The organism is Nitrospira sp. Vd2 (assembly GCF_979581665.1).
In genome coordinates, this window is record NZ_CEFZSK010000038.1 from 57,294 (window position 1) to 74,403 (window position 17,110).

The 17,110-nt window shown below is 62.7% G+C and carries 14 protein-coding genes and 1 pseudogene; 1 reads left to right on the forward strand and 14 read right to left on the reverse strand.

All coding sequences use genetic code 11. The features are described 5' to 3' along the window. Window positions 1-117 precede the first annotated feature (117 nt). On the forward strand, window positions 118-1,107 hold the full coding sequence (locus AC1U7K_RS14890; protein ID WP_480252303.1) for a Kelch repeat-containing protein: 990 nt from the start codon (window positions 118-120) through the stop codon (window positions 1,105-1,107). A 148-nt stretch (window positions 1,108-1,255) separates the two neighbouring features. Here the strand turns inward: AC1U7K_RS14890 and AC1U7K_RS14895 are convergent, their stop codons facing one another. From AC1U7K_RS14895 to AC1U7K_RS14960, 14 genes and pseudogenes are all read right to left on the reverse strand, one after another. Next, entirely contained in the window at window positions 1,256-1,690 is a 435-nt protein-coding gene (locus AC1U7K_RS14895) for a tetratricopeptide repeat protein (RefSeq protein WP_480252304.1), read from the reverse strand. 158 nt (window positions 1,691-1,848) lie between these two features. Further along, entirely contained in the window at window positions 1,849-3,306 is a 1,458-nt protein-coding gene (locus tag AC1U7K_RS14900; RefSeq protein WP_480252305.1) for an NADH-quinone oxidoreductase subunit N, read from the reverse strand. A gap of 1 nt (window position 3,307) precedes the next feature. Beyond that, window positions 3,308-4,813 carry an NADH-quinone oxidoreductase subunit M gene (nuoM, locus tag AC1U7K_RS14905; protein WP_480252307.1) on the reverse strand — a complete coding sequence of 502 codons (1,506 nt, stop codon included), beginning with the start codon at window positions 4,811-4,813 and terminating at the stop codon, window positions 3,308-3,310. After that, window positions 4,810-6,714: an NADH-quinone oxidoreductase subunit L gene (gene nuoL, locus AC1U7K_RS14910; protein WP_480252308.1), complete on the reverse strand. Its 1,905-nt coding sequence runs from the start codon at window positions 6,712-6,714 to the stop codon at window positions 4,810-4,812. Before nuoL ends, nuoM begins: the two co-directional genes overlap by 4 nt. A gap of 135 nt (window positions 6,715-6,849) precedes the next feature. Further along, entirely contained in the window at window positions 6,850-7,146 is a 297-nt protein-coding gene (gene nuoK, locus AC1U7K_RS14915) for an NADH-quinone oxidoreductase subunit NuoK (RefSeq protein WP_480252309.1), read from the reverse strand. Window positions 7,147-7,290: 144 nt separating this feature from the next. After that, window positions 7,291-7,791: an NADH-quinone oxidoreductase subunit J gene (gene nuoJ / locus AC1U7K_RS14920; protein ID WP_480252471.1), complete on the reverse strand. Its 501-nt coding sequence runs from the start codon at window positions 7,789-7,791 to the stop codon at window positions 7,291-7,293. Between the two features lie 60 nt (window positions 7,792-7,851). After that, window positions 7,852-8,391, reverse strand: coding sequence for an NADH-quinone oxidoreductase subunit NuoI (nuoI, locus tag AC1U7K_RS14925; RefSeq protein ID WP_480252310.1), 540 nt, complete (start codon window positions 8,389-8,391; stop codon window positions 7,852-7,854). A gap of 38 nt (window positions 8,392-8,429) precedes the next feature. Then, the gene (gene nuoH / locus AC1U7K_RS14930) at window positions 8,430-9,377 is read right to left on the reverse strand and encodes an NADH-quinone oxidoreductase subunit NuoH (RefSeq protein WP_480252312.1); all 948 of its coding nucleotides are present in this window, start codon (window positions 9,375-9,377) and stop codon (window positions 8,430-8,432) included. 4 nt (window positions 9,378-9,381) lie between these two features. Then, the gene (gene nuoG / locus AC1U7K_RS14935; protein WP_480252313.1) at window positions 9,382-12,102 is read right to left on the reverse strand and encodes an NADH-quinone oxidoreductase subunit NuoG; all 2,721 of its coding nucleotides are present in this window, start codon (window positions 12,100-12,102) and stop codon (window positions 9,382-9,384) included. 21 nt (window positions 12,103-12,123) lie between these two features. Further along, window positions 12,124-13,437, reverse strand: a complete 1,314-nt coding sequence (gene nuoF, locus AC1U7K_RS14940; RefSeq protein WP_480252314.1) for an NADH-quinone oxidoreductase subunit NuoF — start codon at window positions 13,435-13,437, stop codon at window positions 12,124-12,126. Between the two features lie 78 nt (window positions 13,438-13,515). Continuing rightward, a complete protein-coding gene (gene nuoE / locus AC1U7K_RS14945) occupies window positions 13,516-13,980 on the reverse strand; it encodes an NADH-quinone oxidoreductase subunit NuoE (protein WP_480252315.1) in 465 nt (154 codons plus the stop codon). A gap of 97 nt (window positions 13,981-14,077) precedes the next feature. Then, window positions 14,078-15,862, reverse strand: coding sequence for an NADH-quinone oxidoreductase subunit C/D (gene nuoC, locus AC1U7K_RS14950; protein WP_480252317.1), 1,785 nt, complete (start codon window positions 15,860-15,862; stop codon window positions 14,078-14,080). Between the two features lie 65 nt (window positions 15,863-15,927). Then, window positions 15,928-16,578, reverse strand: a pseudogene (locus AC1U7K_RS14955) (NADH-quinone oxidoreductase subunit B); the annotation flags it as partial. After that, complete coding sequence (locus AC1U7K_RS14960) at window positions 16,553-16,933, reverse strand: NADH-quinone oxidoreductase subunit A (protein WP_480252472.1); 381 nt, start codon at window positions 16,931-16,933, stop codon at window positions 16,553-16,555. The gene AC1U7K_RS14960 and the pseudogene AC1U7K_RS14955, both read right to left, overlap by 26 nt. Window positions 16,934-17,110 lie beyond the last annotated feature (177 nt).

The following is a 17,110-nucleotide window of genomic DNA, read 5'->3' on the forward strand; positions in this document are numbered from 1 at the left end:
AGGGTGAGTGGCGAGACCGTGAGCAACAAGTGTTCTTGATCCATCAAGCCGCTTTGCAGTGAAAGCCTGCCCTCAGTGAACCGAATTCGCTCATCGTTCGTGTCGCGGAAGCTGCTCATGCTGACGGCTCTAACTTGCGCGTTCATGATCGGCGGTCCGGCCGACGCTCACGCCTCCGGCAAGTGGGTCAAGCGCGCTCCATTCCCGGAGCCATCGGAGGAACTCGTCGGGGCTGCGGCCGGCGGTACGTTGTATGTGTTCGGCGGGCTCGCGCCCGGATGGGTCCCTCAAGGCCTCGTGTACGAGTATGATTCGTCAACCGACAAGTGGACGAAGAAACAGCGGATGGCCTTGCCGGCGCATCATGTGGCGTTCACCGAGTTGAACGGGAAGCTGTACGCGTTCGGCGGCTTTGTTCTGCCTGAGTCCGGCCCGCCCGCATGGGTCCCGATCAATCACGCGTGGGAGTACGATCCAACCGCGGACACCTGGAAGGCCTTGGCTCCTATGCCGACGAAACGCGGCTCGGCGGTGGCCGCTACGGTGAACGGCAAGATCTACGTGATCGGAGGCGCTGCGGGTCATCGCGCGCTGGGGACGGTGGAAGAATACGACCCGAAGACCAATGCCTGGCGTGAGCGCGTCTCGATGCCGACCGCGCGCAATCATGCGGCGGTTGGTGTCGTGAACAACAGGATTTACGTCATCGGCGGTCGGCTCAGCAGCGCTTTCATTTTCAACGCCAGCAACACGAACGTTGTCGAGGAATACGACCCGGTGACCGACCAGTGGGGGACGGTAAAAGCTCGGATGCCGACGCAGCGAAGCGGGGGCGCGTGGGGCGTGCACGGCGGGCGAATCTACGTGGCCGGCGGAGAGCACCAGGACGGCCAGCTGATGGCCGCGTTTCGCGCCCTCGAAGCCTATGATCCGACCACGAACACGTGGAGCCAGTTACCGATGATGCCCATACCGCGGCACGGATTGGCCGGCGCGGTCGTTGGCGATCGGTTGCATCTCGTGAGCGGCAATGTTCAATCGGCCGGGATCCCAGGGATGCATCTCGATACCGATTCACATGATGTGTTCGAGTTCGCCGACCGCTGATCCGCACCCGGCCGGCGGTGCAGCGAAAGGCCCGAAGAGCTTTCCGCTGGCTCGCGATAGTCGGAAGATACGAGAGAGGGGCGTACCCTCTTGCCGGCACGGCTCAAAACGGAGCGTCACGGATTCGTGACGCCGGGCGCCTCTGCACTCAGCGCGCCTGCGCGACGGCCGGGTCCTGGGGGAGCTTCTCCAGCTCGCTGATGACTGCTTTGACGGCCGGATGCTCGCTTCCGAGAATCTTCTCGCGAATCGCGAGCGCACGCTTGAGCGCCGCCTCGGCCTGCCGCTGATCTCCGAGCGCCGCATAGGCGACGCCCAACCTCGCCAACGTCGCCGCGACCGACAGATTGTCCGAGCCGAGCGTCTGCTCACGAATGAGGAGGGTCTTCTCGAGGAGGGGCACGGCCATGGCCGGGTGGCCTTGGCCCACATAGAGACCGGCGGTCCGCTCAAGGCTGATGGCGGCACGCGGGTCAGCGGGTGACCTGACGGATGACTCGGATAGAGACGCCGTCTCGGGGGCCGACCAAGACGGTGTGACGTAAAGGAATGCCAAGACGACGTACAGAATGAATGGTTTCATACGATGAAAAAGGTCAGCCCCACTCCATCGTAAAAGCAACGAAAGTGCCGCTCGCAGCCCCACGTATCTTCAACAGGGTCGGCGACCAGGAATGTCAAAGGCGAGCGGCACCGCACGTCTCGCACTGCGCGGTTTTGGAGGAACGTGGAACTCGTCCTTTAGCCGATCGCCGTGACCATCATGTGAATAATGCCGATGATCGGCTCCGGATAGACGCCGATGGCGATGAGCAAAAGGGTGAGGGCTGCAAGAGAGAGCGTCCCCATCCAAGCCGTTCCGCCCTGCGACTGAGCCTGCATGGTCGCCTGCACCGGCTGCGGCTCTGCCGCCATCACGACGATGACCCGCAAATAGTAGAACAGCCCGATGACGCTGTTGACGGCGAGGAGAATGACGAGGAGCCACAAGCTGGCATCGGCACCAGCGGCAATCACGTAGAACTTACCCAGAAATCCCCCCGTCAGCGGGATGCCGGCGAGTGAGAGCAGCATGATCGTCAACGAGGCGGCGAGCCAGGGCCTGCGCCAGAAGAGCCCTCGATACTCTTCGAGCGAGTCGGCATCCCGGCCGGGGACCGAAAGCTCGATGACGACGCCGAACGCCCCGATCGTCATGATGAAGTACACGATCAGATAGAACGTCACGGCCTCCACGGCCAGTGGGCCGGCAGCCAACAGTGCGACGAGCAGATAGCCGAGGTGCGCGATCGAGGAGTAGGCCAAGAGGCGTTTGAGGTTGAGCTGGAGCAGGGCGAGCAGGTTCCCCGCGAACATCGACAGGATCGCAATTGAACTCACGATGATCCAGACGGCGGGATAGTGGAGGGCGCCGAGCGTGTAGACGTAACGCAGCAGCACGGCGAAGATCGCGCCCTTGGACACCGTGGCGACGAAGGCGGTCACCGGCGCCGGCGCGCCTTCATAGACATCGGGCGTCCACATATGGAACGGCACGACCGCGAGCTTGAATCCGAGCGCGGTGAAGATCATCGCCATCCCGGTAAAGAACACGGCCGGGCTGACAGCGGGGGATTCGACGGCCTCGGCGATCCCGGCAAACGTCATCGTGCCGGTCTCGAAATACAGCAGCCCCATCCCGAAGAGCAGGAACGCCGACGAGGCGGCGGAGAGAATCAGATATTTGATTGCGGCTTCAATCGGCCGCGAATACGTCCGGAGATACCCGATCAAGGAATAGAGCGACACGCCGATCAATTCGAGCCCAAGGAACAGAGCGACGAAATGACTCGCGGCTACGAGCACCGCGGCTCCCAGCCCGGCGAGCACGAAGAGGACGTAAAACTCTTCGACCTCTTCCCGCTGCTCATGTTGCCGATCGAGATAGCCATAGGACAAGGTCACGACCAGCGCCGTGCCGACGAGGATCAGCGCCATGTAGAACAGCGCGTAGTGGTCGATCATCAGCAAGTCGGTGACCTGACGCGGTGCGACTGTCGCGGCGAGGGGCAGGCTGAGCAGCGCGAGACCACACGCGCCGCCGGCGAGCCACGCGGCAAGTGCGTGCCGCCGGACGAACGCGACCACGACCATCGTGATCACCGCCATGCCGGCAAGGATGAGGATGGGGAGCAGAGCGATGAAATCGGCGACTTGCATCTTACCGTTCGACCATGACGGGTGATGTGAACGGCGCTTGAAGCCGCGCCTGAATCCGATTGAGCGCGGGCTCCGCTGTCGAGAGGACCGGCTGCGGATAGAGGCCGAGCCAGACTTGCACAACGATCATGATCGCGAACGCCGCGGTCGCCACGGGTGACAGATCGGGAACAGGCTGGCGCTCACGTGTTGGTCCATAAAAGGCACGCTGGATGAGCGCCAAGGCATAAATCGTCGCGGCCACGATCCCAAGTGTGGCGAGCACCGTCCCCAGCGCGGTGACTTGGAACGACCCGATCAGCACCAGAAACTCGCCGACGAAATTCGCGAGACCCGGCAAGCCGAGCGACGCGATCGCAAAGAACAGCGCGATGGCGGCCAACCGAGGCATCGTGGCCCACAGGCCGCCCATTTCTCTGGCGTCGCGCGTGTGCAGCCGTTCCTGTAATGCGCCGACGAGCATGAACAACGCGCCCGTACTCACGCCGTGCGCGAGCATCTGCATCGCCGCGCCTTGGAGCGCCACGGTGTTCCACGCGTAGATGCCGAGCAGGACGAAGCCGAGGTGGCTCACGCTGCTGTAGGCGACCAGACGTTTGAGATCGCGTTGCGCGAACGCCAGGACCGCGCCGTACAGAATGCCGATCACGGCCAACGACATTGCGATCGGCGCGAAGGCGAACGACGCGTCGGGGAACAGCGGGACCGCGAATCGCAGCAAGCCGTACGCACCGGTCTTCAACAGCAAGCCGGCGAGAAGAACGCTTCCACCGGTCGGCGCTTCGGTGTGTGCGTCGGGCAACCAGGAATGAACGGGGAACGCCGGCAGCTTGACGGCAAAGGCGGCGAAGAAGCCGAGCATCAACCACATCCCCGTCCGAGAGGACACCCGAGTGTCGCCCAGCGCGGCGGCATCGAAGGTCAGGACGTGCGTCTGCTCGAAGTGAAGGAAGGCCAGCCCGACGATCGCGATGAGCATCAGCAAGCTGCCGGCCTGCGTGAACAGAAAGAACTTCAGGGCCGCATAGGTTCTGTGTTCGTGGCCCCAGATGCTGATCAGGAAGTACATGGGGATGAGCATGACTTCCCAGAAGACGAAAAACAGGAACAGATCCATCGACAGAAAGACGGCGATCGTCCCGGCGATCACCCAGAGTAGATTGAAATGGAAAAACCCGATGCGTTCCCGAATCTCCGTCCACGAGGCGACGATCGCCATCAGGCCGAGGAAGGCGCTCAGAAGGATCAGCAACAGGCTGATGCCATCCATCGCAAGATGGCCGGTCACGCCCCATCGCGGGATCCAGGATCCAGTCCATTCGGCGAGCCATGTCCCAGCGGGAGTGGGACGATCGCCAACGGCGATCCAGACGCCGGCAGCGATCAGGAGATCGAGCGCCAGCGCCCCGCATGCAATCCACCGGGGCCAGCGCGGGCCGCGCTGCTCGGCGATCCAGGCCACCGGCCCGGCGAGGAGCGGAATCAAGATCAGCGACACGAGCATCATGGTTGTGACCACCACAAGGCAACGGCGATCATCGCCACCGAACCGCCGGCCATGGCGGCGGCGTACCAGCGCACGCGCCCTGTTTGGGTTTCCTGGAAGCGGAGCGACAGAAGGCGGCTGAGATCTGCAATCCCCGAGAAGAGCCGGTCGACCACATCGGCCCGGTTCACCTCGGCCAGCCACAGGAACGGCCTGACGAAAAGGCGCTCATACAGTCGGTCGAATCCCCAGCCCTGGAACCAGAAGCGCGACGCGGCGGCGTTCAGGCGAACCTGCGCGACGCGTTCCGCAAGATCGGGCCGAGCGAGGAAGAGGACGTAGCCGAGGAGAATGCCGGCCAGCGCGACGAGCATGACCGTCAATTGCTCCAGCGATTCGGTGGCCTCGATTCCCTCGAGAGGTGTTGGCGCCGGCAGGGCTGTCTCGATGAAGTCCCGGAAGAGCGTGACGTGCCCGAGCGAGCCGGGCATCTCGAGGAATCCCGCAGTCAACGCGAGTCCTGCCAGGACGAGCAGGGGCAGCCGCATAGGGAACCCCGGCCGGCCGTGCGGCACCGTTTTCATCTCGCCAAAAAAGACAAGGAAGACCAGCCGGGCACTATAGACGGCCGTGATGAAGGCGCCGAGAAGACCGGCGGCCCACAACCATCGCGCGCCGCTCGATGAGGCCCACGCTTGCCACAGAATCAAGTCCTTGCTGTAGAAGCCGGCCGTTAGCAATGGAAGCCCGGCCAACGAGGCGGCCCCGATCAGGAAGGTCCAGAACGTCAATGGAAGTGCCTGCCGGAGACCGCCCATGCGAAAGATGTCGTGCTCCTCATGCAGCGCCAGGATGACCGCACCGGCGCCCAGGAACAGCAGCGCCTTGAAGAAGGCGTGCGTCATGAAGTGAAAGAGCGCCGCCGACCACGCGCCCACACCCAGCGCCAGGAACATGTAGCCGATTTGGCTCATCGTCGAATAGGCGAGCACGCGTTTGATGTCGCGCTGCACGAGCGCGCTCGCGGCGGCGAGCAGCAGGGTGGCCGCGCCGATCACGCCGACCATGAGCTGAACCGTCGGTGCCAACTCGTACAGGGTATGCAGACGTGCGATCAGATAGACGCCGGCGGTCACCATCGTGGCTGCATGGATGAGCGCGCTGACCGGCGTCGGACCCGCCATCGCGTCGGGCAGCCACGTCTGGAGCGGGAGCTGCGCCGATTTGCCGACCGCTCCGCCGAGCAGCAACGCCGTGACGAGGACAGCCGAAGTCGCACCGACCGGCCACTCGCGCGGCGCGCGGGCCAGAATGTCTTGAATGTGCAAGGTGCCGAAGTGCGCAAAGAGCAGAAAGAGGCCGACGGCAAACGCCGTGTCGCCGAGCCGGGTAACGATGAACGCTTTTTGCGCCGCGCGGCCGTTGGCGGAGTCTTCATACCAAAACCCGATGAGCAGGTAGCTGCACAGGCCCACACCTTCCCAGCCGAGGTAGAGCAGCAGCAGGTTGTCGGCGAGGACCAGCGTCAACATCGAGGCGACGAACAGATTCATGTAAGCGAAGAAGCGCCGGTATCCCCGGTCGTCTTGCATGAACTCCGAGGAATAGAGATGAATCAAAAACCCAACGAACGTGATGACGCCGATCATGACGAGCGAGAGCGCGTCGAGCTGAAAGCCGATCGCCGGATTGAAGCCGGAGGTGCTGATCCACGTCCACAGGACCTGCGTGTACCGGTTGAGTGGAGGCGGTGAGCTGAGATAAGAGCCGACCACCAGTCCAGTCAGCAGCGCAGACACGCCAACCGAGCCGACGCCGACGAGCGCGATGCCACGGTGAGACAGCCGCCCGCCGACCACCGCGAGGATCACGAATCCGGCGAGTGGAAAGGCGGGTATGAGCCAGAGAAGGTCAAGGATCATTTTCTATCATGTCCTCCCCACCCAAGGACTTGGCTGGAAAGAACGGCGCCTGCCGGAGACGGCCACCTTTCGCCGGCCAAGCGCTTCCTTTTCACCCGCCCTCCGCAGCCGCGCCAAGACGCGGCCCATCCGAACTCACCCTCTCATGACGCTCGCCGCATCGGTGTCAAGCGTTTTGAAGCGATAGTAGAGTTGCAGCAGCAACGCCAACGCGACCGACACCTCGGCAGCGGCGAGGGTGAGGATGAACATGAACATCACTTGGCCGTCGGGTTGTCCCCACCGCGCCCCCGCAGCGATGAAGGCGAGGCCGGCCGCATTCACCATGATCTCGACGGACATCAAGATGAACACCAGGTTTCGCCGCACGAGCAGGCCCACGAGCCCGAGCGCGAACAAGATTCCGGCCAGTATCAGCGCGTGTGTCGTCATCTTGGGTCCTTATTAATCTTTGAGGATGTTCAAAACGGTCTCCAGCAAGGCCGCAGGAGCGCGGCGACTGAGGCGTAGCCTCGGGGCTACGTCGCAGGGAGACGCGCGACGAGAACGCCGCTGGAGGCCGTTTTCAACATCCTGCTAACCCTTTCGCAAGCGCCGCCCCAAGTGATACGCGCCGATCAATCCAGGGAGTAACAACAAGGACGCCAGCTCCACGCCGATTACGTAAGGTCCGAAGAGGCTGATGCTGACCTGCTTCGGATTGATGGCGCCCGCAATGTCGCCCGGCGAGCCTTCGACGTTCATGGCCATGTAGATCAGCTCTCCAAGTAAGACGAGCGCGAGCATGGACGGTCCAACGTACATGCCGGGCTGGAGCCAGGCCCGTTCCTGCTCGATCGCCTTTGGCCCCAGATTCAGCATCATCACGACGAAGATGAACAGCACGATGATCGCGCCGGCATACAGGATGACCTCCAAGGCTCCGATGAACGGTGCCCCAAGGATGTAAAAAATCAGCGCGACGGCCAACAGCGAGACCGTCAGATACAGCAACGCATGGACGGCATCGACATGGGTGATGACCCGGAGCGTCGCCAGGACGGCTACGGTGGCGGCGATGTAGAAGATGAATTCCATGTTATGAACCGCTTCGTCGTTCACTCAGCGCTCAGCACTTTTCGCTCCGCACTGTTGCGCTTACGGCAGCAAGCTCCGGACATCGACCGGCGGTGCTTCGTGTTCGGCTTCGCCTTTGTCCTTCCCGCCGATCGTGACCCCCGAGACCCGGTAAAAGTTGTAGCCCGGATATTTGCCCTGGCCGGCGATCAGCAAGTGCTCCTTTTCGTACACCATGTTCGCGCGCTGGTACTCACTCATCTCGAAGTCCGGGATGAGCTGGATGGCATACGTGGGGCATGCTTCTTCGCAGTGCCCGCAGTAGATGCAGCGTGAAAAGTTGATGCGAAAGAAGGCCGGATACCGGCGGTCGTGCTCCTCGGGGTCTTCGGTCGCCTGGAGCGCAATGCAATCCACCGGACAGGCGACCGCACAGAGATAACACGCGACGCATCGCTCTTTGCCGTCCGGGTCACGGGTCAGCACGATCCGTCCCCGAAACCGAGGCGGGAGATACGGCTTCTCATCCGGATACTGAACGGTGATCGGGCGACGAAACGTGCGCTTGGCGACCACCCACAGTCCTTTGAGCGCGTCAAGAAAGGCTCGAATCAGAGTCATGGTCGGTGTCCAACGTTAGATGCATCTCGGCACACGGTTTAACTGATCAGCCAAAGCTTCACCATACCGGTCACCAGCACGTTCACCAACGTGAGGGGCAGCAAGACTTTCCAGCCCAGGGAGAGGAACTGATCGAACCGCAAGCGAGGCAACGTCGCGCGGATCAAAAAAAACACTCCCATGAAGAACAGCGTCTTGATGAGAAACCAGACCACGGGCGGAAGCCAGGGCCCGTGCCAGCCGCCGAAGAACAGGACGACGATCATCGCTGAAATCAACATCACGCCCGCGTATTCACCGACGAAGAACATCCCGAACTTCATGCCCGAATACTCGGCATGATAACCGGCGATGAGTTCGGTTTCGGCCTCAGGGATGTCGAACGGCGCACGGTGCGTCTCCGCCAGCCCGGCGATGAAGAAAATGATGAAGCCGAGAATTTGCGGAACGATGAACCAGTAGTCCCGTTGCGCCTCGACGATCTCGCGCAAATTGAAGGTCCCGGCGAGGATGACGACTCCCATGAGCGACAATCCCATGAAGACCTCATAGCTGAGCAACTGCGCGCTCGCCCGCATGCTCCCGAGGAACGGATACTTGCTGTTCGATGCCCAGCCGCCGAGGATGACGCTGTAGGCGGCCAACGAGGACATCGATAAGAAGAACAGCAATGCGATGTTGAAATCGACGACTGCGAGGCCCGGGCCGAACGGCACGACGGCAAACGACAGGAGCGTCGTGATGATGACCACCGTGGGGGCCAAGATGAACACCGGCTTGTCCGCGAAGGGCGGCGTCCAATCTTCCTTGAAGAAGATTTTGATCATGTCCGCGAGAGACTGGAGGATGCCGAACGGGCCGACGCGGTTCGGCCCGAATCGCTCCTGCCAGATGCCGAGGAGCCGGCGCTCTATCCAGATCGCGAGCGCGCTCAAGGTCAACACGCCGCCGAGGACGCTCATGATAAGGAGAAGGGTGGCCATCATTCGCTCAACCTGATTCGCCTGGGACGATCGTCGTCCATGTCGGCACTGCGCCACGCGGGAGCTGGCCCACCATCGTGATTCCGGCGGCGCCGCGCGGGATTCCCGGTGACACCGACACCGGAACGGTGATGTTCGATCCGTCGATGGCGACCCGAGCGTCGTGGCCTCGCTCGAGTCCCAGCCGCTGGGCGTCGTCAGGGTGCAGCACGAGAGACGGCTGGGGGACCCGAGAGTGGACCGCGGGCGCACGGCGGCTCAACTCGTCACTGCCGAAAATTTCCCACACGGGCAGCAGCAGCCATTGATCTTCGCGGGGTGCGAAGGCCGGCGGAATATCGGTGAAGTACTGGCCGGCCCAGGTGCCCAGGCCGCGTTTGCGTTCGATGAGCCGGACGCCGGGCACTTCCTCGCGCAGCGGCCCGCCGACCTCGCTTTGGAATTTGTTCAGCGCTTGAATCGAATTCCAACCCGGCGCCCAGAACTGCGGAATGAGCGGCGAAGGCATTGGACCTCGATACCCCTCCATCGAAAAGGCGAGGGGCGAATCGGGATCGGATGGGGGCGCCGGCTCATGAACGGTCACGTTGGCGAACATCGCCGTGCGGCCGCTGTACCGCTCCGGTTGGCGCGGCACTTTGCGATCGACGAAGCGGGCGGTCGCCGGCGGCGCGGCCTTCTCGATGCCGGCGAATGCCGGCATCTCCGTTGAGAGGGCCGTCATGACGTCATCGAGATCGCGCCACTCGACGCGCCGGCCGCAGGCCGAGGCGAGATCGCGGAGCCACCGCCAGCTTTCCTGAACGTCGCCACCCGGCGTGAACACCTGGTAGAACCGTTGCGCGCGGCCTTCGTAGTTCAGAAACGTCCCATCGCCTTCCGCAAACGTCGCGGCAGGCAGCAGCACATTGGCGCGCTCGGTGGTGCGGGTAACGACGCTGTCGAGCACGATGACGGTTCGAGCGCGGCTCAGGGCCGCATCGACAGTGCGCGCAGCCAGGTTCTCGTAGAGGTCGTGTTCCAGAATAATGACCCCCTCGACGTCTCCGCGCTCGATCAACGCGAAGCCTTTCTCCACCTCCATTCCGCCCAAGAGCGCGACGCCCATCGTGTTGCAGTCCGGCACGGCATAACAGAGCTTCGTCGAGGGATTGTGCTTGTGCAGCGCCCACGCGATATTCGCCGCGGCATGGATGAGGCCGTCGTGGCGGGCTCCCATTCCGGAAATGACGACCGGAACGTGTGCCGCCTTCAACACGTCGGCGATCTGTTGCGCCACGCGGGCGAGCGATTCATCAAGATCACTGACGGCCGGTGCCGTACGGTCGATAGCATGCGCGACAGCGAATCCCAAGCGTGCGGCATCGTCCGGTGTGAGTACGACATCTGCCGTCGCACAATCGTGCAACCAGGTGCGACGGGACCCCGCGATGAAGAGAGGACCTTGACGGCCGTGCGTCGCTTCACGCACGGCCGCGTCATGCCACCGTGGGATACCGAGGGGCGCGATCTGCTCCAACGGTTGCTGGCGTATGGATTGGAGGAGAGCCAGGGCCATGCGCGGGGCCGTGTTGAGCAGATCTTCTCCGAGGACGAGCACGGCGTCCGACTCCTCGATGTCGTGAACCGACGCGGCGGGCGCGGTCCCGGTCTCGAGGATGTCCACGATCGTGCGGGCCAACGCGTGATCGCGGGATGAGAGGCCCGTCGAGAAGCGGTCGGCGCCGACGAGTTCCCGCAGCGCGAAATTGGATTCGATCGAGGCGCGCGGCGAACCGATACCGAGGAGCCGCGATCCCTGACCGAGACGTGAGGCCGCTCGCTCGATCGCCTCACGCGCGCTGACCGGAGTCGGCTCTACGGAACGCGTCTCGCGGAATGCAGGTTGAATGATCCGATCCCGATCGTTGACGAAATCGTAGCCGAATCGCCCTCGGTCGCAGAGGAAGTAGCCGTTGACCTGGCTGTTGTAGCGATTCACGATCCGCCGCAGTACCCCGTAGCGCTCGCCGGGGGTCGTATTACACCCCACCCCGCAATGCATGCAGATGGACTGGGCCGTCTGCAGGTCCCACTTCCGGGTGTAGTGGTGAAAAAGCGTGTTGTCGTTGAAGACGCCGGTGGGGCAGACCTCCACGAGGTTGCCGCTGAACTCGTTCTCCAGGATGCCGTCTTCGTGCCGTCCGAAGTAGACGTGGTTGTGCGAGGCGAACACGTCGAAGTCGCGCCCTCCGGCATAATGGCGATAGAACCGGACGCAGCGGTAGCACTCGATGCACCGGTTCATGTCGTGTTTGATGAACGGGCCGAGGTATTGATTGCGGAACGTGCGCTTGGAGAACCGATAGCGCCGATAGGCGTGCCCCGTCATCACCGTCATGTCCTGGAGATGGCATTCGCCGCCTTCGTCGCACACCGGACAGTCGTGCGGGTGGTTGGCCATGAGCCATTCGATCACGGTTGCGCGGAAGGCCTTGGCCTCGGGATCGTCAATCGAGATCCGTGTGCCGTCGACGGCCGGCGTCATGCAGGCCATCACGAGGCGTCCATGGCCGTCGTGCTCGTCGCGAAACTGTTTCACCGCGCACTGCCGGCACGCGCCCACTGATCCCATCGCCGGGTGCCAGCAGAAGTAGGGGAGGTTCAAGCCAAGCGACAGGCAGGCGGCCAGGAGATTCTGCCGGTCGTCGACCTCGTGCGGCCTTCGGTCGATGTAGATCGTCGCCATCGTCACTCCCTGCTCTACCGATCACGCGGAGCGCTGGTATCTCACGTGCGCGGTGGTGTCCTTCCAGGGACAGCGCCGCTCGCGGATGTGCCGCTCGAAGTCATCCGCAAAATATCTGAGCGCGCTCGCCAACGGGTCCATCGCCCCCGGCGCGAGCGCGCAAAATGTATGGCCCGGGCCCAAGAACTTCGTATGCATCCGGAGCAGGTCGAGATCGGCCGAGGTTCCGCGCCCGTCTTCGAGTGCCTGGAGGATCAGCCCGACCCACGGGAGCCCTTCCCGGCACGGCGTGCACCAGCCGCACGATTCCTGTGCGAAGAACTGTTCGAGGTTCAGCACAAAACCGACCGGGCAGATCGCATCGTCCATGACGATCATCGTGCCCGTCCCCAAGCGGCTGCCGGCCTGAGGGACCGACTCAAAGTCCATGGCCACGTCGAGGTGCGCGTCGGTGAGAAAGGCCGTCGAGGCGCCGCCCGGGAGCACACCGCGCAGCGTCCGTCCCGCCCGCATGCCGCCACCATGCGTGTCGAGAATCTCCCGGAGCGTCGTCCCCATCGGTAATTCCCAGAGCCCCGGCCGTTTCACCGGCCCGCTCAGACCGTAGAGTTTCGTGCCGCCGTCCTTCCCTTGCGCGAGCCCGCGATACCAGTCGGCCCCGTTCAGCACGATGTGGGGGACGTTGTACAGGGTCTCGACGTTCTGCACGACCGTCGGCTTGCCCCACAGGCCGGAGACCTGTGGGTACGGCGGTTTCGACCGGGGAATCGCCCGCTTTCCTTCAAGCGCGTTCAGCAGCGCCGTCTCCTCTCCGCAGATGTACCGACCGGCGCTCGTGTGCAAATGAATGTCAAAACTGAAGTTGGTACCGAGAATATGATGACCGAGATGCCCGTGTTCGCGGGCCTCGGCGATCGCGCGCATCAACCGTTGCGCGGCGAGATAATATTCCTGGCGCAAGAAGATGTAGCCGACGTCCGCCTCGATGGCATAGCCGGCCACGATCATGCTTTCGATCATCTGATGCGGATCGCCCTCCAGCAGGTAGCGGTCCTTGAAGGTGCCCGGTTCCATCTCGTCGGCGTTGACGACCAGGTATTTCGGCCGCGGCGCCTTCTCGCCCATCGGGACGAAGCTCCACTTCTTGCCCGTCGGAAATCCTGCGCCCCCGCGCCCGCGCAGCGTCGACTCAGTGACGACACGCTGGACGTCGTCCGGCGCCATGGTCAGTAACGCCTTCCGTACCGACTCGTATCCGCCGGCCTTCTCATAATCGGCAATCCAGAGTGGCTCTTGGCCGGGATGGATGGTTTTCGTCAGAACACGTCCAGCCATTGTAACTATTCAGTTTTGGGTTGTAAGTCCGTACTGTGGACTTAACTCACACTTAGCACTCAGCACTCATCACTGTTCTTATCGGTATCGATCTAAAATTGCGTCCACCTTGTCCGGCTCCACCTTTCCGTGCAGATCCTCGTCGATCATGATGACAGGGGCGTGGTCGCAGGCGCCAAGGCAGACAATGGGAAGGACCGTGAAGCGTTTGTCGGGAGTCGTTTGGCCGAACGTGACGCCGAGTCGTTGTGTGATCGCATGCCGGATGACGTCGTATCCCATCGTCCAACACGAGATGCTATTGCAGATGAAGACGACATGGCGGCCGACGGGCTTGCGAAAGATGAGGTTGTAAAAAGTGGCGACCCCGTCCAACTCATCGGCCGTCATGCCGAGCAACTCCGCCACGCCCTTGAGGTTCTCATCCGAGACCCACCCGTGGCGCCGTTGGACGATCTTCAACGCCTCCACGCACGCCGCCCGCCTGTCGGGGTAATGCTTGAGCTCGTGCTCGATCTCGCGGCGTTCAAGGTCGGTCAGCATGATTCGTTAATTAGTTTAGTCCGTTGTGTCCGTTAGTTCCGTTAATTCCGTCACAGACCGAAACGGACTCAACGGACCAACGGACTCAACGTCCTCCTCATCGATCCACATCCGACAGCACGAAATCGATGCTGCCCAGTATGGCGAGGAGGTCGGACAACAATTCACCCCGTGCAATGAAGGGCACCATCTGAATATGGGGAAAGGACGGCGTTCGAACCCGTGTCCGGTACGAGGTTTGGGCGCCGTCGCTCACGAGGTAGTAGCAGACCTGCCCCTTGGCTCCTTCGATTTGCACGCCGGCTTCTCCAGCCGGAATCACCGGCCCCCAGCTCACGCCGAGGAAGTGTGTGATCAGCGTTTCGATGTCATGCATCGTCCGTTCTTTGAGCGGAGGAGTCGCGAGCGGGTGCAACGCCTTGTACGGCCCTGCCGGCATCTCCCGTAGACATTGCTCGATGATCCGGAGCGACTGGCGCATCTCCTCGACGCGCACGACCGCGCGGTCGTAGCAGTCCCCGTTGGAGGCGACGGGGACATCGAACGACAGATGCTCATAGCCGGAATAGGGCCGTCGCTTGCGGAGATCCCACTTCAAGCCGCACGCGCGTAGCCCGGGACCGGTCACGCCGCACTCGATCGCTTCGTCCAGCGTGTACGTGCCGATCCCGACCGTCCGATCCTTGAAGATCGGATTTTGCATCACGAGGGCGTCGTACTCGTCCAATCGTCTCGGGAAATAGTCGAGGAACTGTTGCACGAGGCGCTCCCAGCCGTCAGGCAGATCGCTCGCCACGCCGCCGATGCGAAACCAATTGGGATGCATGCGCGCGCCGCACACGGCTTCGGCGATGTGATGGACGCGCTCGCGGTCATTGAACATGTAGAACACGGGCGAGAGCGCGCCGACGTCCTGTGCAAAGGTCCCGTACCAGACAAGGTGGTTGGCGATGCGGTAGAACTCGGACATCATGATGCGGATGAGCTTCACGCGATCCGGGACCTCGATGCCCGCCAAGGCTTCCACGGACTGCACGTACGCGAGCTCGTTCAGCAGGCCCTGGAGATAATCGACGCGATCGGTGTAGGGAATGTAGGTGTGCCAGGTTTGGCGCTCCCCCATTTTTTCGGCCGCCCGGTGATGGTAGCCGATGTCCGGGACGATGTCGGCGATCGCTTCCCCCTCGAGTTGCACGACCAGCCGCAGTACCCCGTGGGTCCCGGTGTGCGCCGGGCCCAAGTTGAGGAACATGTAATCGAACCGATCATTCTCGGAGATGGCAAGTCCCCAGTCCTCGGGTCGGAATTGAAGCGCCTCCTCTTCGGCCTCTTTCTTCTCTTCCGGCAACGTGAACCAGCCCATCTCGGTGGCGCGGGCCGGGTGCTCTTTTCGTAACGGATGGCCCTTCCATGTCGGCGGCATCAGCAACCGGCGCAAGTGCGGATGCCCGTCGAAGCGGATGCCGAACATGTCCCAGACTTCCCGCTCGTACCAATTCGCATTCGGCCACAGATCGGTGATGCTCTGGATGGAGGGATGGTCGCCGAGCAGCGGGACCTTCACGCGGACGTCTGCGTTCCGCTCGAACGAGAGGACGTGATAGACGAGGGTGAAATCACTTGCCGGCTGGCCCTCGCGGTTTGTGCGCAGGCGTTCATCGATGGCGGTGACGTCGAACAGCAACCGGTACGGCTGTGGGACCTCGCGCTTGAGACAGGACAGGACGCGCTTGGCGTCCTCCGCCCGGAGCCACATGGTCGGGACACCGTCACGCGTCTCTTGCACCGCGAGCAGCTTCACTCCCGACCTCGCGGTCACCTCTTCGACGATCGTCGGCTGTTCGGTGACGATTACTGATTCAGCCACCGGCTCGGGCTCCATTGGTTTGGCGTGTGTTCGCCGGGCCGGCGCTCGCCGGGACGCCGCCACAGGGCATCCGTATTGGGCAGCGTATCGACCGGGGGATAATCGGTGGCGTGCCGGCGCTCGTCGCGCTTCTTGTCACGCAGGGCCGGCATGACTGGTTTCTGAACGTCCGAGGGTCCGAACAGCCAACTCAACGGCCGCCGCTCTCTGCCCACCTTCTCCTGGAGCAACAGCAAACATTCCATGAAGGCATAGGGTGGCGGCGGACAGCCGGGCATGTAGACATCGACGGGCAAGAACTTGTCCACGCCCTGGACGACTGAATAGATGTCGTACATGCCGCCGGAGTTCGCACACGAGCCCATCGAGATGACCCAGCGTGGCTCCATCATTTGCTCGTACAACTGTTTGATGATCGGTGCGACCTTGATGAAGACCGTCCCCGAGACCACCATGACGTCGGCTTGCCGCGGTGAGCCACGGACGACTTCGGCGCCGAACCGGGCGATGTCGTACGCGCTCGTGATGCTCGTCGCCATCTCCACGTAGCAACACGACAGGCCGAAATTCAGCGGCCACAGCGAATTCTTGCGGCCCCACGCAATGAGGTCTTGCAGGCGTGCGAGCAGGACGGATTCGCGCACCGCGTCCGCCGTCGATGCCGTGTAATCCTGCGTCGGCGATGCCCGGCTTCCTTTGACGCCGCTACGCGACCATCGGTTCTCGCTCACGTTGACGTGCCTCCTTTCCACGTGGCTTCCGCTCATACTGAGCACCCCAATTCAGCGCGCCAACCCGCCAGAGATAGGCGAGCGCGGCGAGCAGGATCGCGATGAACACCGCGATCTCGCCGAAGCCGAGCCACCCGGTTTCGGGCACGGCAATAGCCCACGCGTAGATGAAGACCGCCTCCACATCGAAAACCACGAACAGCATCGCCGCGAGATAGTATTGAAACGGAAGGCGGAGCCGGGCGGTGCCCGTCGGCAGCATGCCGGATTCAAAGGGGAGCGCGGTGCCCCGCTCTCCGACTCGGTCGCGCTTCTGCCTGTGTCGTTCACCCAAGAGCCAAGGCAAACCCACCATCCCGCCCACGATGAGCAGGACCGCGCCGGCATACAGTACGAGCGGAACGAGGTTGTCTTCGCTCACGGCACACTTTCCCTTGCGCTCAAAGGATGCAAGGCTCGGGCCACTGAGAGTTCCACGGCGGTTTGACCCTTGCCGCTGATCGATGCGATTCATCATGATCGCTCTATCGAC

Coding starts and splice junctions, on each gene's coding strand:
- AC1U7K_RS14890 (WP_480252303.1), top strand. CDS start 118: ATGCTGACGGCTCTAACTTGCGCGTTCATGATCGGCGGTCCGGCCGAC.
- AC1U7K_RS14895 (WP_480252304.1), bottom strand. CDS start 1,690: ATGAAACCATTCATTCTGTACGTCGTCTTGGCATTCCTTTACGTCACA.
- AC1U7K_RS14900 (WP_480252305.1), bottom strand. CDS start 3,306: ATGCAAGTCGCCGATTTCATCGCTCTGCTCCCCATCCTCATCCTTGCC.
- nuoM (WP_480252307.1), bottom strand. CDS start 4,813: ATGATGCTCGTGTCGCTGATCTTGATTCCGCTCCTCGCCGGGCCGGTG.
- nuoL (WP_480252308.1), bottom strand. CDS start 6,714: ATGATCCTTGACCTTCTCTGGCTCATACCCGCCTTTCCACTCGCCGGA.
- nuoK (WP_480252309.1), bottom strand. CDS start 7,146: ATGACGACACACGCGCTGATACTGGCCGGAATCTTGTTCGCGCTCGGG.
- nuoJ (WP_480252471.1), bottom strand. CDS start 7,791: ATGGAATTCATCTTCTACATCGCCGCCACCGTAGCCGTCCTGGCGACG.
- nuoI (WP_480252310.1), bottom strand. CDS start 8,391: ATGACTCTGATTCGAGCCTTTCTTGACGCGCTCAAAGGACTGTGGGTG.
- nuoH (WP_480252312.1), bottom strand. CDS start 9,377: ATGATGGCCACCCTTCTCCTTATCATGAGCGTCCTCGGCGGCGTGTTG.
- nuoG (WP_480252313.1), bottom strand. CDS start 12,102: ATGGCGACGATCTACATCGACCGAAGGCCGCACGAGGTCGACGACCGG.
- nuoF (WP_480252314.1), bottom strand. CDS start 13,437: ATGGCTGGACGTGTTCTGACGAAAACCATCCATCCCGGCCAAGAGCCA.
- nuoE (WP_480252315.1), bottom strand. CDS start 13,980: ATGCTGACCGACCTTGAACGCCGCGAGATCGAGCACGAGCTCAAGCAT.
- nuoC (WP_480252317.1), bottom strand. CDS start 15,862: ATGGAGCCCGAGCCGGTGGCTGAATCAGTAATCGTCACCGAACAGCCG.
- AC1U7K_RS14960 (WP_480252472.1), bottom strand. CDS start 16,933: ATGGTGGGTTTGCCTTGGCTCTTGGGTGAACGACACAGGCAGAAGCGC.